Source organism: Ornithinimicrobium faecis, assembly GCF_023923225.1.
GTDB classification, from domain to species: domain Bacteria; phylum Actinomycetota; class Actinomycetes; order Actinomycetales; family Dermatophilaceae; genus Ornithinicoccus; species Ornithinicoccus faecis.
This window is the reverse complement of the sequence record NZ_CP099489.1, coordinates 231325-253442: the sequence shown is the minus strand read 5'-3', so window position 1 is coordinate 253442 and position 22118 is coordinate 231325. Positions and strand designations below refer to the sequence as shown.

Annotated in this window: 26 protein-coding genes and 1 riboswitch; of the genes, 13 read left to right on the top strand and 13 right to left on the bottom strand. The window is 69.3% G+C overall.

Annotation, left to right across the window (positions count from 1 at the left end):
* Positions 1-17 precede the first annotated feature (17 nt).
* Together NF556_RS01160 and NF556_RS01155 are read right to left on the bottom strand one after the other, a co-directional pair.
* The gene (locus NF556_RS01160) at positions 18-830 is read right to left on the bottom strand and encodes an ABC transporter permease (protein WP_252593677.1); all 813 of its coding nucleotides are present in this window, start codon (positions 828-830) and stop codon (positions 18-20) included.
* A complete protein-coding gene (locus NF556_RS01155) occupies positions 823-1815 on the bottom strand; it encodes an ABC transporter ATP-binding protein (protein ID WP_252593676.1) in 993 nt (330 codons plus the stop codon). Before NF556_RS01155 ends, NF556_RS01160 begins: the two co-directional genes overlap by 8 nt.
* An 84-nt stretch (positions 1816-1899) precedes the next feature.
* Between NF556_RS01155 and NF556_RS01150 the strand changes: the two genes are divergently transcribed.
* Positions 1900-2610: a TetR/AcrR family transcriptional regulator gene (locus NF556_RS01150; protein ID WP_252593675.1), complete on the top strand. Its 711-nt coding sequence runs from the start codon at positions 1900-1902 to the stop codon at positions 2608-2610.
* Positions 2611-2760: 150 nt separating this feature from the next.
* On the opposite strand, the gene NF556_RS01145 is transcribed toward NF556_RS01150, so the two are convergent.
* A complete protein-coding gene (locus tag NF556_RS01145; RefSeq protein ID WP_252593674.1) occupies positions 2761-5256 on the bottom strand; it encodes an excinuclease ABC subunit UvrA in 2496 nt (831 codons plus the stop codon).
* A gap of 116 nt (positions 5257-5372) precedes the next feature.
* Between NF556_RS01145 and deoD the strand changes: the two genes are divergently transcribed.
* The 6 genes from deoD (at position 5373) to NF556_RS01115 (ending at position 10231) form a co-directional block, all read left to right on the top strand.
* A complete protein-coding gene (gene deoD, locus NF556_RS01140) occupies positions 5373-6092 on the top strand; it encodes a purine-nucleoside phosphorylase (RefSeq protein ID WP_252593673.1) in 720 nt (239 codons plus the stop codon).
* Between the two features lie 86 nt (positions 6093-6178).
* Positions 6179-6655: a barstar family protein gene (locus NF556_RS01135; protein ID WP_252593672.1), complete on the top strand. Its 477-nt coding sequence runs from the start codon at positions 6179-6181 to the stop codon at positions 6653-6655.
* Positions 6652-7248, top strand: a complete 597-nt coding sequence (locus NF556_RS01130) for a guanyl-specific ribonuclease (RefSeq protein WP_252593671.1) — start codon at positions 6652-6654, stop codon at positions 7246-7248. The genes NF556_RS01135 and NF556_RS01130 overlap by 4 nt, the downstream gene beginning before the upstream one ends.
* 48 nt (positions 7249-7296) lie before the next feature.
* Positions 7297-7578, top strand: a complete 282-nt coding sequence (locus NF556_RS01125) for a metal-sensitive transcriptional regulator (protein WP_269759947.1) — start codon at positions 7297-7299, stop codon at positions 7576-7578.
* A 62-nt stretch (positions 7579-7640) separates the two neighbouring features.
* Positions 7641-7874, top strand: a complete 234-nt coding sequence (locus tag NF556_RS01120; protein WP_252593669.1) for a heavy-metal-associated domain-containing protein — start codon at positions 7641-7643, stop codon at positions 7872-7874.
* 83 nt (positions 7875-7957) lie between these two features.
* Positions 7958-10231 carry a heavy metal translocating P-type ATPase gene (locus NF556_RS01115; RefSeq protein ID WP_332460669.1) on the top strand — a complete coding sequence of 758 codons (2274 nt, stop codon included), beginning with the start codon at positions 7958-7960 and terminating at the stop codon, positions 10229-10231.
* A gap of 2 nt (positions 10232-10233) precedes the next feature.
* On the opposite strand, the gene NF556_RS01110 is transcribed toward NF556_RS01115, so the two are convergent.
* Positions 10234-10860, bottom strand: a complete 627-nt coding sequence (locus NF556_RS01110) for a maleylpyruvate isomerase family mycothiol-dependent enzyme (RefSeq protein WP_252593668.1) — start codon at positions 10858-10860, stop codon at positions 10234-10236.
* Between the two features lie 147 nt (positions 10861-11007).
* Positions 11008-11068: riboswitch (guanidine-III (ykkC-III) riboswitch) on the top strand.
* Positions 11069-11105: 37 nt separating this feature from the next.
* Between NF556_RS01110 and NF556_RS01105 the strand changes: the two genes are divergently transcribed.
* Positions 11106-11420 (top strand): DMT family transporter, encoded by a 315-nt coding sequence (locus tag NF556_RS01105; RefSeq protein ID WP_252593667.1) that lies wholly within the window; start codon positions 11106-11108, stop codon positions 11418-11420.
* 1 nt (position 11421) lies between these two features.
* Positions 11422-11778: a DMT family transporter gene (locus NF556_RS01100; RefSeq protein ID WP_252593666.1), complete on the top strand. Its 357-nt coding sequence runs from the start codon at positions 11422-11424 to the stop codon at positions 11776-11778.
* 3 nt (positions 11779-11781) lie between these two features.
* Here the strand turns inward: NF556_RS01100 and NF556_RS01095 are convergent, their stop codons facing one another.
* The 3 genes from NF556_RS01095 to NF556_RS01085 form a co-directional block, all read right to left on the bottom strand.
* Positions 11782-13467, bottom strand: coding sequence for a trypsin-like peptidase domain-containing protein (locus NF556_RS01095; RefSeq protein WP_252593665.1), 1686 nt, complete (start codon positions 13465-13467; stop codon positions 11782-11784).
* 96 nt (positions 13468-13563) lie between these two features.
* Positions 13564-14172, bottom strand: coding sequence for a hypothetical protein (locus NF556_RS01090; RefSeq protein WP_252593664.1), 609 nt, complete (start codon positions 14170-14172; stop codon positions 13564-13566).
* Between the two features lie 182 nt (positions 14173-14354).
* The gene (locus tag NF556_RS01085; protein WP_252593663.1) at positions 14355-15512 is read right to left on the bottom strand and encodes a hypothetical protein; all 1158 of its coding nucleotides are present in this window, start codon (positions 15510-15512) and stop codon (positions 14355-14357) included.
* Positions 15513-15683: 171 nt separating this feature from the next.
* Between NF556_RS01085 and NF556_RS01080 the strand changes: the two genes are divergently transcribed.
* Both NF556_RS01080 and NF556_RS01075 read left to right on the top strand, forming a co-directional pair.
* The gene (locus NF556_RS01080) at positions 15684-16403 is read left to right on the top strand and encodes a response regulator transcription factor (RefSeq protein WP_252593662.1); all 720 of its coding nucleotides are present in this window, start codon (positions 15684-15686) and stop codon (positions 16401-16403) included.
* A 13-nt stretch (positions 16404-16416) separates the two neighbouring features.
* On the top strand, positions 16417-17322 hold the full coding sequence (locus NF556_RS01075) for a sensor histidine kinase (RefSeq protein WP_252593661.1): 906 nt from the start codon (positions 16417-16419) through the stop codon (positions 17320-17322).
* Between the two features lie 75 nt (positions 17323-17397).
* Here NF556_RS01075 and NF556_RS01070 read toward each other — a convergent pair whose 3' ends face one another.
* The 3 genes from NF556_RS01070 to NF556_RS01060 form a co-directional block, all read right to left on the bottom strand.
* Entirely contained in the window at positions 17398-18033 is a 636-nt protein-coding gene (locus NF556_RS01070) for a VOC family protein (RefSeq protein WP_252593660.1), read from the bottom strand.
* Positions 18034-18132: 99 nt separating this feature from the next.
* Positions 18133-18396: a hypothetical protein gene (locus tag NF556_RS01065; protein ID WP_252593659.1), complete on the bottom strand. Its 264-nt coding sequence runs from the start codon at positions 18394-18396 to the stop codon at positions 18133-18135.
* An 85-nt stretch (positions 18397-18481) separates the two neighbouring features.
* Positions 18482-19339 carry a TrmH family RNA methyltransferase gene (locus NF556_RS01060; protein ID WP_252593658.1) on the bottom strand — a complete coding sequence of 286 codons (858 nt, stop codon included), beginning with the start codon at positions 19337-19339 and terminating at the stop codon, positions 18482-18484.
* A gap of 97 nt (positions 19340-19436) precedes the next feature.
* Here NF556_RS01060 and NF556_RS01055 point away from each other — a divergent pair, with 97 nt between their 5' ends.
* Together NF556_RS01055 and NF556_RS01050 are read left to right on the top strand one after the other, a co-directional pair.
* Positions 19437-20282 carry an HAD family hydrolase gene (locus NF556_RS01055; protein WP_252593657.1) on the top strand — a complete coding sequence of 282 codons (846 nt, stop codon included), beginning with the start codon at positions 19437-19439 and terminating at the stop codon, positions 20280-20282.
* A gap of 1 nt (position 20283) precedes the next feature.
* Positions 20284-20532: a ribosomal L7/L12 family protein gene (locus NF556_RS01050; RefSeq protein WP_252593656.1), complete on the top strand. Its 249-nt coding sequence runs from the start codon at positions 20284-20286 to the stop codon at positions 20530-20532.
* A 59-nt stretch (positions 20533-20591) separates the two neighbouring features.
* Here the strand turns inward: NF556_RS01050 and NF556_RS01045 are convergent, their stop codons facing one another.
* The 3 genes from NF556_RS01045 to NF556_RS01035 form a co-directional block, all read right to left on the bottom strand.
* Positions 20592-20975, bottom strand: coding sequence for a hypothetical protein (locus tag NF556_RS01045; RefSeq protein ID WP_252593655.1), 384 nt, complete (start codon positions 20973-20975; stop codon positions 20592-20594).
* A complete protein-coding gene (locus NF556_RS01040) occupies positions 20972-21499 on the bottom strand; it encodes an SDR family NAD(P)-dependent oxidoreductase (RefSeq protein WP_252593654.1) in 528 nt (175 codons plus the stop codon). Before NF556_RS01040 ends, NF556_RS01045 begins: the two co-directional genes overlap by 4 nt.
* Positions 21500-21576: 77 nt before the next feature.
* Positions 21577-21846, bottom strand: a complete 270-nt coding sequence (locus NF556_RS01035) for a hypothetical protein (RefSeq protein WP_252593653.1) — start codon at positions 21844-21846, stop codon at positions 21577-21579.
* Between the last annotated feature and the right edge of the window lie 272 nt (positions 21847-22118).

Here is a 22118-nt window from a genome sequence, read left to right as displayed (position 1 = left end):
CACCGCTGACCGACCGGTCACTTCCGCCGCACCAACGCCCGCAGCGAGACGGCGAGCCCACCCACGCACCAGGCGCCCAGCACCAGCAGGTCCCGGCCGGTCGCGGTGAAGTCGTCCGCGGCCAGCCCTGCCCGCACCAGGTCGGCACCGGGCCGGGCAGGCAGCACGTCGTGCACCGCCTGGAACCACTGCGGCAGCTGCTCGAGCGGGAAGGTGATCGGCGAGAACAGCAGCACGAAGAAGACCAACACCTGGGTCACCAGCTGCGCCAGCAGTGGCGGCAGGGTCACCGCGATCGCATAGCCCACCGCGGTGGCGGTCACCGTGACCAGCACGGTCGCGCTGATCAGCACGGGCCAGTCAAACGACAGGCTGAGGTCATAGCGCCAGATCGCCACCAGCACCGCGACGGCGACACTGGGCAGCGCGACGATGACCCACACGGTCATGTCGGCCGCCAGCAGCAGGGGGCGCCACACGGGCATCGAGCGCATGTAATGGAACGTCCCATCCGTGCGCGCCCGCGCAACTCCCTGCGGGACCATCACGAAGCCGAGGGTCAGCAGCAGCACGGTCGGTGCGCCGGTGGACAGGAAGAGTGCCGTGCCCGCGTCGATGTCGGGGATCAGGAAGCCGAACCCGACGACGATCCCGGCCGCGAGCAGCGCCTGCACCACGATGATCAGCGGGAGCATCGCCCCGATCTGGGAGAGGGTCCAGCGCAACAGCGTGCCGTATGTCGTGAGCGCACCGGCCGCGCTCGGCGCCGGGAGGGTCGTGGGTCGGGTCGGTGGGGTCTCGGCTGGAATCGTCTGTGTCTGATCAGACATGAGCGACCTCCTCTTCTGTGGACGTGCTGACGACATCGCCCGCGTCGGCAGTGAGGGCCAGATAGGTGTCCTCGAGGGTCACCGGCCCGAGCGCGAAACCGTCGATGCGCTCCTGCTCGCGCAGCGCGGTCGCCCAGGTCACGGCCGGAGCTGCCTCGCCCGTCGGCACCGTGAGCAGCACACGGCGGCCCGCGCGGACGTGCCGCACGGCGGTGATCGGCAGGCCCTCCGGGTCGGCGGATGGGTCGTCCGCCTCGGGCTGCAGCTGCAGCTCGAGGCGCAGGTCAGTGTCCTGGGTGCCCCGCAGTCTCGCCGGGGACCCCGAGGCAACCACCCGGCCCCGGTGCAGGATCACTAGATCATCGACGATGCGCTCGGCCTCGGCCACGTTGTGGGTGACCACCAGCACCCCGGAGCCCTGGTCACCGCGGCGCCGCACCGCCTCCCAGAGCAGGCGCCGGCGGGAGGCGTCGATGTCGTTGGTGGGTTCGTCCAGCACCAGCAGTGGCATCGGCGCGGCAAGCGCCATCGCAAACGAGGTGAGGCGTCGGATGCCTCCGGAGAGTCCACCACCCTCCGCGAGCGCACGCCGGTCCAGCCAGGGACCAAGGTCGAGCTCGTCGGCGAGGTCCGTGGCGGCGGCGCGGGCGTCCCGGGTGGTCAGGCCGCGGATCCGACCGGCGAGCTCGATCGCCTGCCGTGGCGTGAGCCCATCGATGGGCGCCTGGGCCTGCGGTTGGAGCGCGACGTGACGTCGTGCGGACGCGGGATCAGCCACGGCGTCCGTGGCGCCGATCCGGATCGTTCCGGCGTCGGGCCGGAGCAGCCCGACCAACTGTGAGACGAGCGTCGTCTTGCCCGCCCCGTTGTGCCCCAGAAGCCCAACGACGTCACCGGCGCGCACATGCAACGTCACGTTGTCGTTGGCCACCACGGTGCCGAACGATCGGGTCAGCCCCACCACGTCAAGGATCGCGTCGGTCATGAGCACTCCATCCAGATACCGTCAGTATTTCGATACCGACGGTATTCGAGTACTCGCGGTATGTCAACGGATTAGGATGGTCCGATGGCACCGGCACCGCGCTCCCGTCAGGATCTGCAGCAGGAGACCCGCGACACCCTGGTGATCGCGGCGCGCACCGTCTTCTCGGAGACCGGCTATCACGCCGCCAGCCTGGAGGCCATCGCCCGCGAGGCGGGCTACTCCAAGGGCGCGGTCTATTCCAACTTCTCCGGCAAGGCCGACCTGTTCCTGGCGGTCATGGACGCCAACATGGAGGCAGCCATCGCCGCCGACGGCTGGGACCTGCAGGACCCCGACGACGCGACCAGTGACGAGTGCGAGCCGCTGCCAGAGCAGTTTGACGAGGCGATCCAGGGGATGGCGCTGGCCACCCTGGAGTTCATCGCCGCAGCAGCACGAGACCCGCAGTTGCGGCCCCAGATGGCGGCCCGCCTGGAGGTCCTCATCCAGGGCTATGCCACCACTGCGACCCGTGCCAACATCGGGGCGGACGACCCGCTGACAGAGCCCGAGCGCGGCGCGCTCCTGGCGGCACTCGACCAGGGCACCGCACTGCTGATGCTCAGTGGCAGCGACCTGATCGACCAACGCGTCCTGCGCACGGGCATGCAACGGCTGCTCGCGCCCGGTGGATCCGAGGAGCCACGCGATGGCCACCGTGGGTCACCCGCACTGCACGACGTGGCGATCCGGCAGCGGCTCGCGGCCGCCGCCCAGGCCGACGGCTGGGAGAGCGCGCACCCGTCAGAGTGATGTACACAGGCCTGGTCCAGGTGATCCCGTAGCAGCCCGGCTCATCGCTGGCATCGATGACGCCCGACGCGTCAACGATCACTGGCGGCCTTCACCAAGCTCAGCAGCCCGCCTGCCGCGCGCAGCCTCAATCTCCTCCAAGACGGCGTGTCACTCGTCGTCCGTGACCGCAGATTGTCCCTGCAGCCGGTGCGCTGTCCGGGCCAGCACCTCTTCCCGACGCAGCCCGGTGGAGACAACCTGGCCACCGTCCTCGCCTGCTCCAGGACCCAGCTCGATCACCCGGTCCGCGGTCGCGAGCGCGGCGGGGTCGTGCTCGACGACCACGACGGTGTGCCCGGCGTCGACCAGTGCGTGCAGCGTCGCGAGCAGTCTGTGGACGTCGGCGGGGTGCAGTCCGGAGGTCGGCTCGTCCAGCAGGTAGAGGGTCGGCGAGCGCCGTTCCTTCTGCAGCTCGGTGGCCAGCTTGATGCGTTGCGCCTCGCCCCCGGACAGTTCGGTCGCGGGCTGCCCCAGCGTGAGATAGCCCAGCCCCAACCTCTCGAGCGCGACGAGCGCTCGCCGCACGGCCGGCTCGTCGGCAAAGACCGGCAGCGCCTCGGCGACCGTCAGCGCCAGGACGTCCGCAATCGTCCACCCCTGCCAGGCAACCTCCAGCGTCTCGGGGTTGTAGCGCGCGCCGCCGCACGTCGGGCACGTCGAGTAGGTCCCGGGCAGGAACAGCAGCTCCACCGAGACCGCGCCCTCCCCCTGGCACGTCTCGCACCGCCCGGCACTGGTGTTGAAACTGAAGCGCCCCGCCGTGAAACTCCGCTCCCGCGCGGCCGGCGTCCGCGCGAAGATCTTGCGCACGTGATCAAACAACCCGGTGTAGGTCGCCAGGTTGGACCGCGGCGTCCGCCCGATCGGCTGCTGTGTGATCCGCACCAGCCGCGTCGGCTGACCGGCCCCGCTCGCGTGGGCCCGCCCGACCCGGGTGCCACTCCCCTGAGCCGCGCCCGTGCTGCCACGGGGCGCCTCGGCATACTCCTCGTCGGTCTCCTCGTCCTGCTCCTCCACCCGGGCGAGCCGGTCACCGACGGCCTCGAGTATGCCGTGGAGCAGGCTGGTCTTCCCCGACCCGGAGACCCCGGTCACCACGGTGAAAGCCCCGAGCGGGACCTCCACGCTCAGGTCGTGCAGGTTGTGCCGCTCGATGCCGGTGACCGCGAGCTGACCCGAGGGCTCACGAGGGTCGCCGCTGCGGATGTCACCGGGATGGACCGGCTCGTGCAGAAAGCGCGCCGTGACCGACTCCGACACCTCGAGCAGACCGTCGGTGGGGCCGGAATAGAGCACCTCGCCTCCGTGGGAGCCGGCACCCGGGCCCACGTCAACGATCCAGTCGCACGCGTTGACGACGGCCATGTCGTGCTCGACCACCAGCACCGAGTTGCCGGCCTCGACCAGCCCGCGCAGCACCGCGAGCAGCGGCTCGACATCCTGGGGGTGCAGCCCGGCTGAGGGTTCGTCGAGGACATAGACCACGCCAAACAGTCCGGAGCGCAACGAGGTCGCCAACCGCAGCCGCTGGAGCTCACCGGTGGAGACCGACGGGGTCGGGCGGGCCAGGTCGAGGTGCCCCAGCCCGAGGGTCACCAGCACGTCCAGCCGGGAGGCGAGATCGGTCAGCAGGAGTCGCTCGGCGGCCTCGCTGGCCGTGCCGTCCTCGGCCGGCAGCTCGTCCAGGCGGCTGCGCAGGATCGGCAGCAGGTCGCTGACCGGCAGCTGCTGCGCCTCATCGATCGCCAGCCCCTGCCAGGTCACCCGGAGGGCGTCGGGGTTGAGCCGGCGACCGTCGCAGACCGGGCACGGTGAGGTCTCCACGAATCGCAGGGCGCGCTGCCGCTGGGTGGCGCTCTTGGTCTCGCTGAGCGTGCGCATGACATAACGCGCAGCGCTGGAGTAGGTGCCCTGGTAGGGGCGGTGGATTCGGTCCGCGTCACGCACCGGGACGACGGTGACCACGGGCTGCTCCTCGGTGAACAGGATCCAGTCGCGGGACTCCTGCGGCAGGTCCTGCCAGGGTGCGTCGATGTCGTGGCCGAGCGTGGCGATGATGTCGCGGTAGTTCTTGCCGAGCCACGCCCCGGGCCAGGCGGCGATCGCACCCTCGGCGATGGAGCGGGTCGGGTCGGGCACCATCGAGGCCTCGGTCGGCCGGTGCACCACGCCCAGCCCCGAGCACTCGGGGCAGGCACCGACCGCGGTGTTGGGCGAGAAGTGGTCGGAGTCCACCGGCTCGACACCGGCGGGATAGTCGCCACAGCGCGACCACACCATCCGCAGGGTGTTGCCGGTCGTGGTGATCGTGCCGACCGACGAGCGCGAGGAGGCTGCCGCCTGCCGCTGCTCGATCGCCACGGCCGGTGGCAGGCCCGTGACGTCGCGCACCTGCGGGTCGATCGCCGTGTGGATCAGCCGGCGGGCAAAGGGTGCGACCGAGTCGAAATAGCGTCGCTGCGCCTCGCCGTGGATCGTCCCGAACGCCAGCGAGGACTTGCCCGACCCAGACACGCCGGTGATCGCCACCAGGGTGTCGCGCGGGATCTGCACCTCGACGTCACGCAGGTTGTGCAGCCGGGCACCGTGGACATGGATGGACACTCCCCCACCCTATTTTGATAAAGGTTTCGCACACCCCACCCGGCTTTTCGTAGAGGTTTCGTACACCCCGCGGCGGCAGCCAGCAGCGCGGATCGGCCCAGGCATACTGGGCCACTATGAGCACGCACATCGCCGCCGACGCCGGTCAGGTCGCTCCGCGCATCCTCCTGCCAGGAGATCCGTTGCGCGCCAAGTGGATCGCGGAGAACTTCCTCGAGGGAGCCGAGCTCTACAACGACGTCCGCGGGATGCTCGGGTTCACCGGCACCTTTCGCGGAGAGCGGGTGTCGGTGCAGGGCACGGGGATGGGTCAGCCGTCCCTGTCCATCTATGTCAACGAACTGATCAGCGAGTATGCCGTGCAGCAGCTGGTCCGCGTCGGCAGCTGCGGGGCACTCACCGAGCGCCTCGCCCTGCGGGACGTGGTGATCGCCCAGGCGGCAGCGACCGACTCCTCGATGAACCACCACCGGTTCCAGGGCTTCCAGTATCCCGCGACCGCCGACTTCACCCTGCTGCGCCAAGCAGCCGAGGCAGCAGAGAAGGCGCAGGTCAAGCACCTGGTCGGGTCGATCTTCAGCTCGGACAGCTTCTATCACGACCGCTCCGACCTGACGGACACGCTGGTGGACTTCGGCGTGCTCGCGGTGGAGATGGAGGCGGCCGAGCTCTACACCCTCGCCGCCAAGCACAACCGTGCCGCGCTCGCGATCTGCACGGTGTCTGACCAGATCGTGACCGGTGCGGAGACCTCAGCGCAGGAGCGGGAGCAGAGCTTCGGCGCCATGGTCACCATTGCCCTCGACGCGATGCTCTCGACCCCGCTGCCGCGCTGACCGCGAGGCTATTGGCTGCCCTGGCGGACGGAGACGGGGCGGGCGTCGCGGAACGATGGACGTCCACAACGCTTAGTCTGGTTGTCGTGCCCTCTGGATCGTCGAGCAAGTTGACGCGTGTCCACGACGTCCTGCCCGCGCTGCGCGGGCGCGGCGTCATCCTGGCCTCCCCGCAGGACGGCGAGCACATCCGGCAGCACCTCGGATCAGTGGGTTTCACCGTGGTCGAGGCCGACCTGCCGGCCGAACTGCGTGCGGCACAGGCCACCATCGCCGGTGCCCTCCGCCTCCCCGAGACGGCCGCTCGCAACCTGGACGCCCTGGTCGACTCGCTGCGGGACCTGGCCACCTGGTGGCCCGACGATGAGCGCATCGTCCTGCTGCTGCATGGTGCTGAATCCCTGGTCGAGGGCGACCTCCCGGGGTGGCACACGCTGACCGAGATCCTGCAGCGAGCCAGTGCGGACCTGTGGCGCGGCGGCGCCCAGGGTGACCGGGCCTTCGAGACGATCGCACTGGTCGACCGGCACGGAGTGGCACGCCTGCCCGAGGCGCAGGCATGACGCGGCCAGCACGGACCTTCGGCGCGCTGCTCGCCGCCGGTGCTCTGCTCCTGGGTGGCTGCGACGTCGTCACCACCACCGACGAAACCGGGCAGAGCCAGCCGACTCAGCAGGAGAGCAGGACCGAGAGCAGGACCGAGGGCAGCGCCGGGTCTGAGGGTGGCGGTGCGCCCGGCGATCTGCTGCCCAGCACCACGTCCAGTGCGGACGACGCTGAGCCGACCGACCCACCGACGACACCCGAGCCGGCCGAATACAGCGGCGAGGAGCCCGAGCTCGGAGGCCCCGGCATACCTGCCTGTGACCTGCTCGACCTGCCGGCCACCGCGCTGGACACGATCGAGGACATCGAGGCCGGCGGGCCCTATGAGTTCCCGCGCAACGACGGCGTGACCTTCCAGAACCGGGAGGGCATCATGCCGGACGAGAGCCAGGACTACTACCGCGAGTTCACCGTCGTCACGCCCAACCTGGACCACCGGGGCGCGCGGCGGATCGTGACCGGTGGCGGCGCCGAGATCGACCCCGACCACTGGTACTTCACGGGCGACCACTACGAGAGTTTCTGCGAGTTCGACCCCGACCGCAGCTAGCGTGACTGGCACATTTATACCCAAGGGGGGTATAGTTGCGTCATGGCTGTGAACGGATACGCTGGCACCAAGGACGACTACCTCAAGCGCCTCGCGCGCATCGAGGGGCAGGTCCGTGGGATCGCCCGGATGGTCGAGAACGACACCTACTGCATCGACGTGCTCACCCAGGTCAGCGCGGTCACCAAGGCGCTGCAGGCCGTGAGCCTCGGGCTCCTGGAGGACCACATCGCGCACTGTGTCGTCGACGCCGCCCGGGAGTCTGACGAGGCGGCCAACGTCAAGGTCACCGAGGCCTCGGCCGCGATCGCGCGCCTCGTCCGCAGCTGAGCCAGATCACCACTGCACCACCACAACTCGACCACCGACACCATCACATCAAGGAGCACGAGATGAACGCACCCGCCCAGGACCAGACCTACAAGCTCGTCGTCAACGGCATGACCTGCGAGCACTGCGTCGCCAGCGTGACCGAGGAGCTCACCGAGGTCAAGGACGTGACCAACGTGCGCGTGGAGCTCACCAAGGGTGGCGAGTCCGACGTCTTCGTGACCAGCAACGGCCCGCTCGACATCGCAGCAGCCGAGGCCGCGGTCGCCGAGGCTGGCTACACCGTCGTCAACTGACACTGTCGTCACCTGCCCCACCCGCACCACGGACTGACTCGACGGGCTCTCCCCTGCCCGCCCGTCGACACTGAGGAGAACCCGTGTCCACCCCCACTCAGCAGACCTCCGAGAGCGTTGACCTGGCGATCACCGGGATGACGTGCGCCTCCTGCTCGGCGCGCATCGAGCGCAAACTGAACAAGTTGGAGGGGGTGGAGGCGGCCGTCAACCTCGCCACGGAGAAGGCGCGGGTGCAGTATGCCGCTCCGTTGACCCTGCAGGACATCGTCCAGACAGTGGAGTCGGCCGGCTATGGCGCGGCTCCCCTGGTCGCCGACCGGCCCCGCGCGAAGGGCCCGGCAGGCAGCACAGACGGCGGCACGGGCGCCTCGCACGATGGCGAGCACGACGATGGGCACGACGGCGTGCACAACGGTGACGAGCACGACCACCTCGCGGACGTGGCCCCGGCCCAGATCCTGAAGCGGCGGGCCGTCGTGGCCTCGGTCCTGGGCGCCATCGTGATGATCATCGCGATGGTGATGCCCATCAAGGAGGCGCTGGGTGGGGCTGGCCCGTGGCTCGAGCTGATCCTGACGATCCCGGTCTTCACGTGGGCGGCGTGGCCATTCCACCGGGCCGCGGCGATCAACGCCCGGCACCTGTCCTCGACGATGGACACGCTCGTCTCGATCGGCATCACCGCTGCGTTCGGCTGGTCCCTGCTCGCGGTGATGACCGGCTTCAGCGACCACCTGTATTTCGAGGTCGTCGGCGCGGTCACCGCGTTCCTGCTCATCGGGCGCTACATCGAGGCGCGCGCCAAGGACCAGGGTCGCTCAGCGCTGCACTCCCTGCTGCAACTGGGCGCCAAGGATGTGGCGGTCCTGCGCACCGACGCCGCTGGCGCCTGGCGCGAGCACCGGATCCCGGTGGAGGAGTTGACGATCGGGGCCAACTTCGTCGTCCGCCCGGGCGAGAAGATCGCCACCGACGGCACGGTCCTGGAGGGCGACAGCGCCGTCGACGCCTCCATGGTGACCGGCGAGTCGATGCCGGTCGAGGTCGCCGAGGGACACGAGGTCGTCGGCGGCACCATCAACGGCCACGGCCGACTCATCGTGCGCGCGACCCGCGTCGGCGCGGAGACCACGCTGGCGCGGATCACCCGGCTGGTCGAGGACGCGCAGATGGGCAAGGCCCCGGTGCAGCGTCTCGCCGACCGGGTCTCAGCGGTCTTCGTCCCAGCCGTGCTCGTCATCGCCCTGGTGACCTTCCTGCTCTGGCTGATCACCGGCCACAGCATCACCGAGGCCCTCGAGCCCGCTGTTGCAGTGCTGATCATCGCCTGCCCCTGCGCCCTGGGCCTGGCCACCCCGACCGCCCTGCTGACCGGCACCGGCCGCGGCGCGCAGCTCGGGATCCTCATCAAGGGCCCGCAGATCCTGGAGAGCACCCGCAGCGTTGACACGGTCGTGCTGGACAAGACCGGCACGGTCACCACCGGCGAGCCGGTGCTGGGCGAGATCGTCACCAAGCTTCCCGAGGATGCTGCCCTCAAGGCGGCGGCCGCCGTCGAGCAGGGCAGCGAGCACCCGATCGCCCGCGCGATCGTCGGAGCCGCCGAGGACCGCGGCATCGAGCTGCCGCGCGTGCGCAACTTCACCAACCTGCCCGGCCAGGGCGCCGAGGGCTCCGTCAACGGCATGACCGTCCGCGTCGGCAAGCCTGACCTGTTTGAGCAGGTCCCGGCAGAACTGCAGGCTGCGCTCGACGCGGGCACCGGCACGACCGTGCTCGTCGGGTGGGAGGGCACCGCGCACGCGGCCCTGACGGTGGCAGACGCCGTGCGGCCCTCGAGTGCCGCGGCCGTGGCTCGGCTGCGCGAGCTTGGTCTGACGCCCTATCTGCTGACCGGGGACAACGAGCACACCGCTGCTGTCGTCGCGCAGGAGGTCGGGATCGAGCACGTCCAGGCCAACGTGCTGCCGCAGGACAAGCACGCGCAGATCACCGCGCTGCAGAAGCAGGGCAAGGTCGTGGCGATGGTCGGCGACGGCGTCAACGATGCCGCTGCCCTCGCCCAGGCCGACCTCGGGCTGGCGATGGGGTCGGGCACCGATGTGGCGATGGAGTCTGCCGACATCGTGCTGATGCGCTCGGACGTGGACACTGTCGCCGACGCGATCGGGCTGTCCCGCCAGACGCTGCGGGTCATCAAGCAGAACCTGGTCTGGGCCTTCGGTTACAACACTGCAGCGATCCCGCTGGCGGCGTTCGGCCTGCTCAACCCGATGATCGCCGGTGGTGCCATGGCCATGTCCAGCGTCCTGGTGGTGCTGAACAGCCTGCGGCTGCGCGGCTACGGGAAGTGACCTCAGGCAGGCGTCTGCGCCAACCGGCTCACCCCGGGACCGGTCAGGTCCGCGAGCGCTGACTGCCGGCCGCTGACGGCCAGCAACAGATCGAGCGCTGTCCCTCTGACGAGTGCGCCGTCGCCGTGGAGCAGATCGTGGTCAGTGGCCTCGAGCCGCAGCCCGGCGACACGATCCTTGGCTCCGCCCATCGCCGCCGACGTGCGGGTCTGATAGAGCAGCGCCCGGTCAACGGCCGCCGCCGGATAGGCACGGACCAGCCCGAGTGGCCGGCGAATGTCCTCGCCGTGCACGACCTCCTCGACGATGCGGCTGTCCAGGGAGCCCGGCGGCGTGGATGTCCGGGTCGCCACCTCCCGGAGCCGGGTCAACGTCTGCCGTGGGGTGGCTCCGCGGTGCCGCTCGACCCCGCGGTCGTTCTGCCGGTCGAAGTCGAATCTGGCTCGGGCCAGCCCCAGCATGAAGCCCACCCGAGTGGTCAGCGCCGTGTCGACCAGGTGCGCCGCGACGTCGTGGACGGTCCACCCCGCGCACAGCGAGTCCCGCTGCCACTGGCTGTCCTCCAGCGACTCGAGGTCGGCGAGCAGCGCGGCGCGCTCGGCATGCACCATCGGCCAGACGTCATCCATGGGCTCTCCTTTGCATCCTGGCTCTGCAGTCACTCACACTCAGGGGTCACTGCGACTGACCTGCCCGGTCCCGCAAACTCATCGAACCACGGGGCGTCCGGGCTCACCCGGTGCCAAACGGCACGGGCGGAACTGTTGCTACCCTGGCAGGAGGTGCCTGGCACCCCGGACGACGGTTCAGTACCCGGTGACGACAAGACTGGCCAGTTTTTGCCCGTCTCGCCTGTCAGGAGAAGTGATTCGTCATGGACTGGGTCCTGCTCATCGGCTCAGGGGTCCTCGAGGCCGTCTGGGCCACCGCCCTCGGCGCCTCCCACGGCCTGCGGCGCCTGCGCCCCAGCATCGTCTTCATCATCGCCATGGTCATCTCGGTCACAGGGCTCGCGATCGCGATGCAGACCATCCCCACCGGCACGGCCTATGCCGTCTGGACCGCCACCGGCGCCAGCCTCACCGTGCTCTGGGCCATGCTGCGCGGCACCGAACCGGTCACCCTGGTCCGCATTCTGCTGCTGCTCGGGATCGTCAGCTGCGTCGTCGGCCTGAAGGTGGTGTCCTGACATGGCGTGGACAGTTCTGCTGGTCAGCGCGGTCTTCGAGGCAGTCTGGGCGACCGCCCTGGGTCAGTCCGACGGCCTGACCCGCCTCGGCCCGACGGTGGTCTTCATCGTCTTCTCCATCATCAGCCTGGTGGGACTCGGCTGGGCGATGAAAACCATCCCCACCGGCACGGCGTATGCCGTGTGGACCGGTCTGGGTGCCGTCCTCACCGTGATCTGGGCGGCCAGCACAGGTCAGGAGCCACTGACCCCGCTTAAGGTGCTCTTCCTGGTGGGGATCATCGGGTGCGCCGTCGGCCTGAAGTTCACCACCTCGCCGGAGGAGGACGAGCCGGCCGAGGTCACATCCGGCCGGTGAGCCTCAGGGAGTGTCGTCCTCCTGTGCCCACACGCACATGCCACCTTCGCCGGGGTAGCGCCCACCGCAGTTCTCGGCGACGTCATAGGCGGGGGTCCCTGGCGTTGCCTGATACCAGAGGTCATCGCATCCTTCCATGTCGCCACCCTCGCAGGCGCTGATCAGCCCGGCCATGGCATCAGCATCCGCTTCACGCTCGACACACGACGACCAACCGTCCGGGAAGTGCCCACCACACGACTCGGCAACGTCATACTCCGCCGAGCCGTAGGAAGCCTCCCACTGCAGATCATCACAAGCCTGCATGTCGCCACCCTCACACGACGCAACGAGCGCGAGGAGTCCCGCCGCATGCTCGGCCTCTTCCGCGGCGTCACCCTCACGGTCGACACACGATGCCCACCCGTCGGGGAAGTGCCCACCACACGACTCGGCAACGTCATACTCCGCCGAGCCGTAGGAAGCCTCCCATTGCAGATCATCACAAGCCTGCATGTCGCCGCCCTCACACGAGGCCCGGAGAGCATCAAGGGCAGCCTGTGCCTCCGCATCCGCACGCTGCTGTTCGTCCTCGATTGCAGCGGCCTCGGCGTCCCAGTCCGCATACGCCTGACACATGCCGTAGGCAGGTTCGGCCGTCTGGCCACAGGTGGCACCAAACTCTTCGTACTCGCTGCCCCACCCGGAACTGAGATACAGCTCATCGCAAGCAGCCAGGTCGCCGGATGCGCAGCTATCCCAGAGGGAGTCCAGGCCTGGGTCGTCTCCGTACGCCGCCTCCGACGACTCGGCGCCATCCCAACCTTCGATGTCCCATCCGTCAGGCACGACGCCGTAGGCAGGCTCGTCACAATCGGCCTGCACGTCTGACGGATTCGCCAGCATGCCCTCCACCGTGGGCTGGAGCGCATCCGCCGTGAACAGGATCGGGACCATCTGCAGTTGGCTACGCTCAATCAGCATCAGCGTGACAACCCCGGCAACAGCCCCATCCTGCGTGATGGCTGGCCCGCCCGAGTTGCCGTGATCCACGGCTCCATCGCTGCGGATCGCCTCACGGACGGCCCCCTCCTGCTGGAAGCTAATGATGGTCGACGGAATGACCGAGAAGTCGCCAGCCGGGGCCGGGTAGCCGAGTGCCACGATGTCTTGGCCCTCAGTCAACTCCCCGGTCGGCGCCCAATCCAGGGCTGGAGGCAAGGTTGCCTCAACGTGAATGACAGCGATGTCCGGATCGGTCTCAGCGCCGATGACCGTTCCGTCCAGGACCACTGAACCGTCACGCGAGACAAGAGTGGGTGTGGGGTCGGTCGCGATCACATGCGCATTGGTGACGAGGTGGTGCTCGTCAAGGACCCAGGCACTCCCCGAGGACGTCATGCCGCAGCCCTCTGCCTCGACCTTGAACACCGAGTCGCCATACGCATTCGCCAGCGCAGCATTGTCCATCGGCACGTCAGGCATCGGTGGGCTCGGCACCTCCGCCAGTTCCACAGGTGCTGCGTTCTCCGTTGCCTGGCTGGCCGCCGGGACCACGGTCGGACCTGCGTTTCGTCCGTCGCTGAGCTGGGTCGCGAACACCGCACCCCCGATGCCAACGAGCAGTGCCAGCGCGCAGCAGAGGACGATCCAGGGAGTCTTGGACCGTGCCGGGCTCGGCGAGGACGGAGGGAAATTGGACAGGGACATGTCAGGCCTTCTGCAGAATCGTGAGTGGTGAACGAAAGTTCAACTACTTATGATACTGGATCTCCGGAGGTCACTTGTAGGTCAAAGCCGGCGCATCTAGCGACGCCTTCCGCGTCCTCGTGGAATCGCGGCACCACTCATGCCGAGCAGGCCCACGGCCGACGTGGCCAGGGCGGCGTTGGTGAGGACCGACTCTTCCGGCACGCCGTCACCCTGGCGCACGGAGTTGAACTCGACGCCCGTGACTGCGAGGAACCCCAACTGGCGGCACGTGGCTCCGGAGGGACCCTCGTCACAGAGCTCGTGGAGCCGGTCGGCGAACGCCTCGTCGACAGCACCGCGGGCCCAGCGGCCCAGGGGCTCACCCGTCTGCTCGGCATAGCGCAACAGGTCATAGCCATAGTCGTGCTGGCGACAGGCCGGCTCGAACTCCTCCGGCAGCGACACCGGTGAGGAGCAGTCCCCGTCGGCGCGAACCAGATGACCGTCCTCCAGCACCGGCTCATAGCCGCGGACCGCGGCGAAGTCCTCCGGCACGGCTGCGAGTGCGCCCGCACCGTCGCTCGTCGTCAGGGCGCGGACCGCGTGGGCGGCTGGGCTCTGTCCCTGCTCGGTGTCCAGGCCGGTGCCAGCGAGGGTGAGACCACCGGCGGTGGCAAGTGCGGACAGGCCCAGCAGGAGGGCGGAGAAGCGTCGGGATGCCATGTCCTCGACGCTAGGAATCACCGGTGCGCCAGCAGATCGCCTTGAGGTCGGAACCTCACCCGACCGTCCCGGACCGTGCGAGAGCGCAGACGCGACCAGCGGGTGAGCACCGGCTCACCCGCTGGTATGACGTGCTTGCGCCCAGATCAGGTCCTGGGAGCCTGAGGTTGATTGGGATCAGATCAGAAGTCGGTCCGGAGGTTGGCGTGCATCGCCTGCAGCAGCTCGCCCGGGTCGACGGCCGGCCCCGAGATGTCAGCGGTCATCATGACGTTGCCCTCCTGCCACCCCACGTCATCACCGGCCAGGGCCTCCGACACCGCGGTGTCGGTCTGCGGGTGAACCACCGAACGGGCAGCGACAAAGATCAGCCCGTCGGGAGCCTCCACCGTGCACCACAGGATCAGCTGGTTCGCGGACTCCATGGTGTTGGGGTTGTCCTCGATCCGGGACCCCTCGGGGAGGGCACCGTCCAGGAGGTGCTGGCACCCGGCATACGGCTCCTTCAGCAACCGATAGAGGCGGATGACCTCCTCGGAGTTGCGACCCGGCTGGGTGTAACTGGTCGGCAGGTCGTCGGCGAGCTCGGGTGGGGGCAGTTGCTCGACCAGCGGCTCGATGGTGGAGTTCCCCACCCGCTCAAGGACGTTGGTGATCGTGCTCAGGTGGTTCTCGGGATAGGTGTCACTAATCGGATAAATGGCGCTGCGCAGGTGACCCCGCTGCAGGACCTCGTCACCACCGGCCTCGACCACAACCTGCTGGTCGTCGCGCTGGTCGGGCATGATCCGGACGTCGCCGGTGAACAGCACCGTGCCGGACGGCGCGAGCATGGAGCAGCGCAGCGCCAGGTCGCTCTCGGTGTTCTGGACATCTGGCTCCGGCTCCAGGTGGGCACCTGCCGGAACGGCGTCGCGATAGAGCGCCAGGCAGGACTCCACCGGCGTCTGAATCATCGTGCCGAGGGCCTCGACCTCGGGGGCGCCGGCAGCGGGTCCCGCATACAGAATCGGCACGGGCTCACCGCCCGTGGGCTCCGTGGCGGCGTCCTCCGGCGGCCCGGACGTGGCACTCACATCGTCCCCGGGGTCCGTCGCCCCCTCGTCCTCTCCCTCGTCGTCCGGGGCGGAGCTGGTGGCCGCGACATCGACCGGTGCCATCGTCTCCGCGTCGGTGTCCGCCGAGCCGTTGGCGTCGTCGGTGGCCGTGGCACCCGGGCCGGGATCACCGGCGGCCTCGACGCTCGGCTCCTCCTCGAGGCTGACCCCGCACGCTGTCAGCGTCAGTGCCGCCGCCAGCGCCGCCACCACCAGACCGCTCCTGCGTCCCTGCTTGCCCATGTCCATCTCCCTCGTTCTGCCGGATCGCGGCCCAGCGCCGCTGCAGCATCGACACTAGGCAGCCGTTGTGGCACCGCGGTCTCACTCGTGTCGCAATCTGGAGACATCTTGTCGCACAGGACAATCTGCGCCGTGGAGGCTGGCAGACTCTGCTGCGGAGAGGAGCCCCCGATGCCAGAGATGGAGCAGCGCCCTGTCGTCCTGCTGGTCGACGACGAGGCCGAGATCACGGCCAACCTGGCACAGATCCTGGCCCGCAGCGGCTTCGACGTGCACACCGCTGCCGACGGCGCGGAGGCCCTGACCGCGGTGACGACGCTCGATCCAGACCTGGTGGTGTCGGATGTGCTGATGCCCGGCCTGGACGGTCGCGAGTTGCTGCGCCGGCTGCGGGCCGACGATCGGTGGACCCCGGTCATCCTGCTCACCCAGGTCGGTGAGTCCTATGAGCGGGCAGCGGCACTGGATGAGGGGGCCGACGACTATCTCAACAAACCGTTCGACCCCCAGGAGCTCATCTCCCGGATCCGCGCCGTGCTGCGCCGACACCGGCAGGGCAGCGCCGACCTGGCCCGGCGGGATCGGCTGCGCAGCGACGGGCTCGAGCTGGACCGGGTCGGTCGCCGGGTGTTCCTGGACGGCACGGAGGTCACCTTGACCCCGCGGACCGTGGCGCTGCTCGACTATCTGATGTCCCGCCCCGGTGAGTTGCACACCCGCGAGCGCCTGCTGTCCTCGGTGTGGGGCTATGACTTCCCGGTCAGCACCCGTGCGGTCGACCACCGGGTGGCCGAGCTGCGGCGCACGCTCGGTGAGGACGCGAGCCAGCCGAGGTGGGTGGAGACCGTGCAGGGCATGGGGTATCGCTTCTGTGGCAAGGTCAGCGCGTGAACCGGGGCCGCGCATGAACTGGGTCCGGGCTTTCCTGGCCCCGCTGATGGGTGTCATCGTGGCCGCCGCCCTGGTGCTGTGGCTGTGGGTCCCCGACCTGCGGATCGTCGTGCGCGTCGGCCTCCCGGTCCTCGTGCTGTGGCTCGGTCTGGTGCTGGTGGCTGCGGTGCTGATCACCCGGGCGGTCCGGCGGCGACTCCGCCGGGCCGAGGAGCGCGGCCGGCGCTGGGCGCTGGAGGAGGCCCAGAGCGAGCACCGCCTGTTCGTGGCCCGGTTGGATCACGAGCTCAAGAACCCGCTGGCTGCCCTGTCGCTCGCGGTGACAAACCTCCAGCAGGGTCCAGCCGACCCGGCGACCGATCGGACCCTGGCCGGGGTCCGCACGCAGGTGGACCGGCTCACCCGGTTGGTGAGCGACCTGCGCAAGGTGAACGACCTCTCCGCAGCCGAGCTCGAGCGCGAGCGTGTCGACCTGGTCGAGGTGCTGCGCGAGGTGACGATGACGCTGGCCGAGGTGCCGGCCTATGCAGACCGCAGTGTCGAGCTCTCAGTCCACGAGGCCCCCTGGCCCGTCGGGCCGGTGGACGGCGACCGCGAGCTGCTGTTTGTCGCGTTCTACAACGTGGTGCTCAACGCGCTGAAGTATTCAACGGACGGGCCCGTGCACGTGCACGCCCGCAGCGACGGCGTGAACGTCACGATCGAGGTGTCAGACACCGGAATTGGGGTGCCTGCCGCAGATCAGGAGGCGATGTGGCAGGAGCTGAGCCGGGGTGGCAACGTCGGCCATGTGGCCGGGTCGGGCCTGGGCCTGCCGTTGGTTGCCACCATCGTCGACCTGCACCGCGGCAGCGTCGGTGCCCGCTCACAGGAGGGCGTCGGGACCCGGGTTGAGGTCAGCCTGCCGCTGGCGGGCTGAGCGCCCTCACGGGCGACCGCGCCAGTGAACGGCATAGAGGTTCTCGCCGGTGTAGGTGCCGACCTCGGTCCGAGGTCAGATGGTGATCGGGCCAGTCGGACTCTCGAAAGTGACCGACTCCAGCGCTGCCACGTCGTGCTGCTCGAAGGTGAAGTCCACCTCGCGCTCCCAGTCGCCGCGCTCGGCGATGCCGAGCCAGTCACGGATCCGGGCCGGCTCACCGGAGATGTGCAACCCGGTCAGCTCGACCGCCGACTCGTCCAGGCGTGAGGGGTGGTGGTCCATGGTCGACCACTGCACAAAGAACGGCAGTTGCGGGTCTGCGATCAGGCCGCGGATGCCGATCTGACGCCAGTGCAACTCGACACCCTCGGGGGTGTGACGCTGGCCGTCGACGGCACGACGACCCAGGCGGCCCTCGACGTCACCGAGGTCGTCAACCGCGATGACCCAGGCCATCCAGCCGCCACCGAGCTCGGAGCGGGCACGGACGGCCTGACCGAACGGGGCCTTGTCCGAGGCGGGGTGGTCCAGCACCTCGACCACCTCAAGATAACGGTCACTGGCCAGGGGCAGGATGACATTGCGCGTGCCGAACCGCGGGTGCACTCCCCCATCGCGAGGGGTGATCCCCAACTTGTCGCCCAGGTCCTGGGCCGTTGCCTGCAGCCCCTCCGGACTCGCCGCGTAACTCACGTGATCGATCCGCATTGCGTCATCGTGGCACACCGCAAGAGTCAAGCGTTAACCAGGTCCGGGTGAGCGGGCCCGGGGCGAGGCCGGTCGTTGCGGGCCGGCGCTGGGCTGGGCCTACCGCTCGCGCAGGACCTCGAGGCGGGCACGATATTCCTGGACGTCGATCGAGCCGTCCGCCAGTCGCTCGGCCAGCCGCTGCTCACCCGCGCGGCGCCCAGCGCTCCGGTCTCGGCGGTGTCGTCCCGTCCAGATCAACGTCGCCACGAGCACGAAGGCCAGCAACCACATCAGCGGGAACAGGAAGAACGGGAAGGGCGGACCGTCCCACCGGTCCGAGGTGGCGGCGAGGCTGGTGGTGAGGTCGGTCAGGGTGGTCATGGTTCCTCCGAGGGTCGTGGGTTGTGGTGGTCTCCACGTTCCTCGACCTCGCCCCTTCAGACATCAGCCGCCGAGCGGCTCCCGGCTACGTGATGTCGCGTAGGTCTGCGGCGGGTGCGGGACTCGAGAGCGACTCGGCGCGGCGGCGCTGGCGCACGGCCTCGTAGGTGATGATCGCCGCCGACGTCGAGACGTTCAGCGAATTGGCCCGGCCCACCATCGGGATCCGCACGCGGTGAGTGGCTGCCTCCAGGACCCGATCGGTCAGTCCGGTCTTCTCCGCACCGACGGCCACCGCGACCGGACCGGTGTAGTCGATGTCGGTGTATTCGACGTCGGTGTCCGGTGTTGCAGCGACCAGGGCGATGCCGTGCTCGACCAGGAACTCCAGGGCTGCCTCGGTCGTGTCGCTCACCACGGGGACCGAGAAGACCGTGCCCTTGCTGGCACGCACCAGGTTGGGGTTGCCCCAGTCGGTGACCGGGTCTGCGGCCAGGACCGCGTCCACGCCCGCGGCGTCGGCCGTGCGGAGCATCGCCCCGAGGTTGCCCGGCTTCTCCACGGCCTCACAGAACAGGACGAGGGCACGGTCGGGGACCTCCAGACCGGAGCAGTCACGGGTGACGGTGTCGACCACCGCGAGGAATCCATCGGGCCCCTCGCGATAGGCCACCTTCTGGAAAGCCGCCCGGGCCAGGCGCACGACCTCCGAGCCTCGCGCCCGCACCTGGTCCACGACCCGGCTCTGTGCGGCCGCGTCGTGCATCAACTCCGGGCAGTAGAAGACGACGCGGGGCACGACGCCGGCCTCGAGCGCCAGGTCGAGCTCCTCGAAGCCCTCGATCAGCGTGCGGCCCTCGGCCTCGCGAACTCTCCTCCGCCGCAGGCCAGCCAGGGCCTTCAGCCGCGGGTTGGCTGGCGAGGTGATCAGCAAATCTTCCATCGCGGGCAAGCATCCCAGACCCACGGCCCTGGGGCCCACTCGGCTCGGCACAACCCGGCAGGCGGTGCGGGTCCCCGCCCCAGGTAGCGTGGGCGTCGTGAGCCCACAGGTAGCTGCGGACCAACTCCTCATCGCACTCGACGTCGACGGCACGATCCTGCACCACGACGGTCACCTCTCCCCCCGCGTCGCCGAGGCGATCGGCGCACTGCGGGACGCCGGAGCCCACATCGTCATCTCCACCGGGCGCTCGGCCGTGGCCACGATCCCCATCATCCGCGAGCTAGGTCTGCTCCGGGAGGGCGGGATCGCGGTCTGCTCCAACGGTGCCATCACCCTGGCCCTGAGTCCGGAGTATGCCGAGGGGTATGAGATCGCCGAGGCCGTCACCTTCGATCCTCGGCCGGCTGTGGAGCTGCTCCGCCGGGCACGACCAGATGCTCTGGTCGCCGTCGAGGAGGTCGGGGTCGGCTTCAAGTTGAGCGCCCCCTTCCCAGAGGGGGAGCTCCAAGGTGATCTGCGGGTCGTGGACGACGAGGAGCTGGTCTCCCATCCGGCCACCCGGGTCACCTTCCGCGACCCCAATGGGTCGGCTGAGAGTTTCTCCGAGCTGGTCGACCGGATCGGTCTGCACGGCGTGAACTATGCGGTCGGCTTCACGGCCTGGCTGGACCTGGCCCCCGAGGGCGTGTCCAAGGGCAGCGCGCTGGAGCAGGTGCGTCGCCAGCTCGGGATTGAGCCGTGGTGCACCGTCGCCGTCGGCGACCAGCGCAACGACCTGGAGATGTTGGGCTGGGCGGCACGTGGCGTCGCGATGGGCCAGGCGCCGGACGAGGTCATCGCCGCCGCCGACGAGACGACAGCCTCCGTCGATGACGACGGGTTGGCTGTGCTGCTCGAGCAGATCGCCGCCGATCTGCCAGACGCCAGCAAGGAGCACTGACATGGGGCTGTTCGGTCCAGACCACTCCTCGGAAATCGCTGGTCTGAGGATGCAGGTCAGCCAGCTCGAGCAGCGCGTCGAGCAGCTGGCTCAACTGATCGGCGCACCGCCAGTGCCGCGCGACGCCCGACTGGACGAGGTGTTCAATCTGAAGCAGTCCGGCCAACAGATCGCCGCGATCAAACGGCTGCGCGAGCTCCGGCCCGGGCTCGGTCTGGCCGAGGCGAAGGCCATCGTCGACGAGATGTGAACGGCTGGGCCGGTGCGACCTGAGCCCTGAGAGGTGAGCGGTGCGCAACCTGCTCTCGATCAGGGGTCGAGTCCCACCAGCGCTGCGCTGTCCTGCCACAGCGTTGTCACTGCCCTGTCGTCGCGCGCCAGCTCCGAGGCGTCCGGCCAGGTCAGCTGTCCTCGCCGCAGCGCGGCATACGTGCGGCCCTCGGGTGGGACCACCTCCCCCAGGGCGAGACGACCCAGCGTCACCCCAGCGACCCGCCGGGTGTTGAGAGTCGGCACGAACCGGCGCAACGGTGCGGACACGGGAGTGCCCATCGCCCTCCACGCGATCCGGCGCGCGAGCGAGAGATCGGCTGCCAGTCCGGTGCCGAACACCTGACCCGGGCAGTAGGCGAGAACGCGCAGGCGTCGGCGAACAACGTCGGGGTGATCAGCCAGGGCGCGCACGGTCATCACGGAGCAGAGTTTGGAGGCGGTGTAGGCCTCCTGCCCACCACGGGCGGACCTCGGCTGCGCCCCCGGATCACGGGTCGGGTCCGCCAGCAGCCCGGCGTCGGCGTGACGCGGCGGCGCCAGGCCCCCGTTGATGGTCGGGTCGTGGGTGCCGCTGGTGTCAGCACCACGACGCCTCCCTGCGCCATCCGGTCCAGGAGCAGTCTCAGCAGCAGGTAGTGGGCCAGGTGATTGACCGCAAACGTCATCTCGTGGCCGTCGGCACTGCGGGCGGTCGCGTCGGGACGCACGATCCCCGCGTTGAGCACGAGAGCGTCAATGAGTTGCTCCCCCAGGCGATCCCGGACCTGCCCGGCAAAGGATCGGACCGCGTCCAACGACGTGAGGTCGAGCGCCAGCACCTCAGCGTCGCCATCGGCACTGGGCCCTCTGGACCCGAGCAGCGCACGCTGCCCCGCATCACGCAGGTGCTCAGCGGTGGGCAGCCCAAAACCCGAGGTGCCTCCGGTCATCACGACTGCGGCCATGCGACATCTCCTCGGTGAGGGAGGACGGCATGATCAGCGTAACCAACCGGAGGCCACCACGAAACGTGCTGAGCGGGTCAGTTTGCGGTGAGGTCCTCCGCCTTGCGACCAGCCTTGCTGAACCGCGGGGTGCGGATGCGCAGCGGGCGCTGACGGCTGATCTTGACGGTGCCCGGCCACGGCGGCACGAAGGCCGGCGTCAGGCCGGACCCGGCGCAGGAGCGTCCGCCGACGGGGCGCACGTTGTGCGGGGCCAGCAGGCCGGAGGAGGAGAGCTCAACACCGCGGCCGCAGCGCGGGCAGACGGTGGGAGAGGTGCGGGGCGAGATGGCGTAGGGGCCGGTCATGGCTGTGCGTCCTGTTCAGGAAGTAGGGGTGAAAATGGTGACGACGTGCGGACCCCGCCGGTTCATCAACCAATAGTCACGATTCTATCTCATTGTCAACAATCCCCGAAGCCACAAAGCGCCTGCTCAGCGGTGATCTCAGTCACCTCACAAGCGACCCTGGCGGCACACAGCAGTGGGCCGGTCGCCCCCTGCGCGACCGACCCACTGCTGAGCGGCTGGACCCGATCCCCACCGGGTCCGCCCCGACCCGGATTCCCCGCCGGGTCAGC

Bases quoted from the DNA above. Each gene is read 5' to 3' on its own strand.
- deoD (WP_252593673.1), top strand. From the start codon at position 5,373: ATGAGCACGCACATCGCCGCCGACGCCGGTCAGGTCGCTCCGCGCATC.
- NF556_RS01070 (WP_252593660.1), bottom strand. From the start codon at position 18,033: ATGCGGATCGATCACGTGAGTTACGCGGCGAGTCCGGAGGGGCTGCAG.
- NF556_RS01160 (WP_252593677.1), bottom strand. From the start codon at position 830: ATGTCTGATCAGACACAGACGATTCCAGCCGAGACCCCACCGACCCGA.
- NF556_RS01075 (WP_252593661.1), top strand. From the start codon at position 16,417: ATGAACTGGGTCCGGGCTTTCCTGGCCCCGCTGATGGGTGTCATCGTG.
- NF556_RS01085 (WP_252593663.1), bottom strand. From the start codon at position 15,512: ATGGGCAAGCAGGGACGCAGGAGCGGTCTGGTGGTGGCGGCGCTGGCG.
- NF556_RS01060 (WP_252593658.1), bottom strand. From the start codon at position 19,339: ATGGAAGATTTGCTGATCACCTCGCCAGCCAACCCGCGGCTGAAGGCC.
- NF556_RS01040 (WP_252593654.1), bottom strand. From the start codon at position 21,499: ATGGCCGCAGTCGTGATGACCGGAGGCACCTCGGGTTTTGGGCTGCCC.
- NF556_RS01035 (WP_252593653.1), bottom strand. From the start codon at position 21,846: ATGACCGGCCCCTACGCCATCTCGCCCCGCACCTCTCCCACCGTCTGC.
- NF556_RS01110 (WP_252593668.1), bottom strand. From the start codon at position 10,860: ATGGATGACGTCTGGCCGATGGTGCATGCCGAGCGCGCCGCGCTGCTC.
- NF556_RS01080 (WP_252593662.1), top strand. From the start codon at position 15,684: ATGCCAGAGATGGAGCAGCGCCCTGTCGTCCTGCTGGTCGACGACGAG.
- NF556_RS01065 (WP_252593659.1), bottom strand. From the start codon at position 18,396: ATGACCACCCTGACCGACCTCACCACCAGCCTCGCCGCCACCTCGGAC.
- NF556_RS01100 (WP_252593666.1), top strand. From the start codon at position 11,422: ATGGCGTGGACAGTTCTGCTGGTCAGCGCGGTCTTCGAGGCAGTCTGG.
- NF556_RS01050 (WP_252593656.1), top strand. From the start codon at position 20,284: ATGGGGCTGTTCGGTCCAGACCACTCCTCGGAAATCGCTGGTCTGAGG.
- NF556_RS01090 (WP_252593664.1), bottom strand. From the start codon at position 14,172: ATGGCATCCCGACGCTTCTCCGCCCTCCTGCTGGGCCTGTCCGCACTT.
- NF556_RS01120 (WP_252593669.1), top strand. From the start codon at position 7,641: ATGAACGCACCCGCCCAGGACCAGACCTACAAGCTCGTCGTCAACGGC.
- NF556_RS01150 (WP_252593675.1), top strand. From the start codon at position 1,900: ATGGCACCGGCACCGCGCTCCCGTCAGGATCTGCAGCAGGAGACCCGC.
- NF556_RS01130 (WP_252593671.1), top strand. From the start codon at position 6,652: ATGACGCGGCCAGCACGGACCTTCGGCGCGCTGCTCGCCGCCGGTGCT.
- NF556_RS01155 (WP_252593676.1), bottom strand. From the start codon at position 1,815: ATGACCGACGCGATCCTTGACGTGGTGGGGCTGACCCGATCGTTCGGC.
- NF556_RS01095 (WP_252593665.1), bottom strand. From the start codon at position 13,467: ATGTCCCTGTCCAATTTCCCTCCGTCCTCGCCGAGCCCGGCACGGTCC.
- NF556_RS01105 (WP_252593667.1), top strand. From the start codon at position 11,106: ATGGACTGGGTCCTGCTCATCGGCTCAGGGGTCCTCGAGGCCGTCTGG.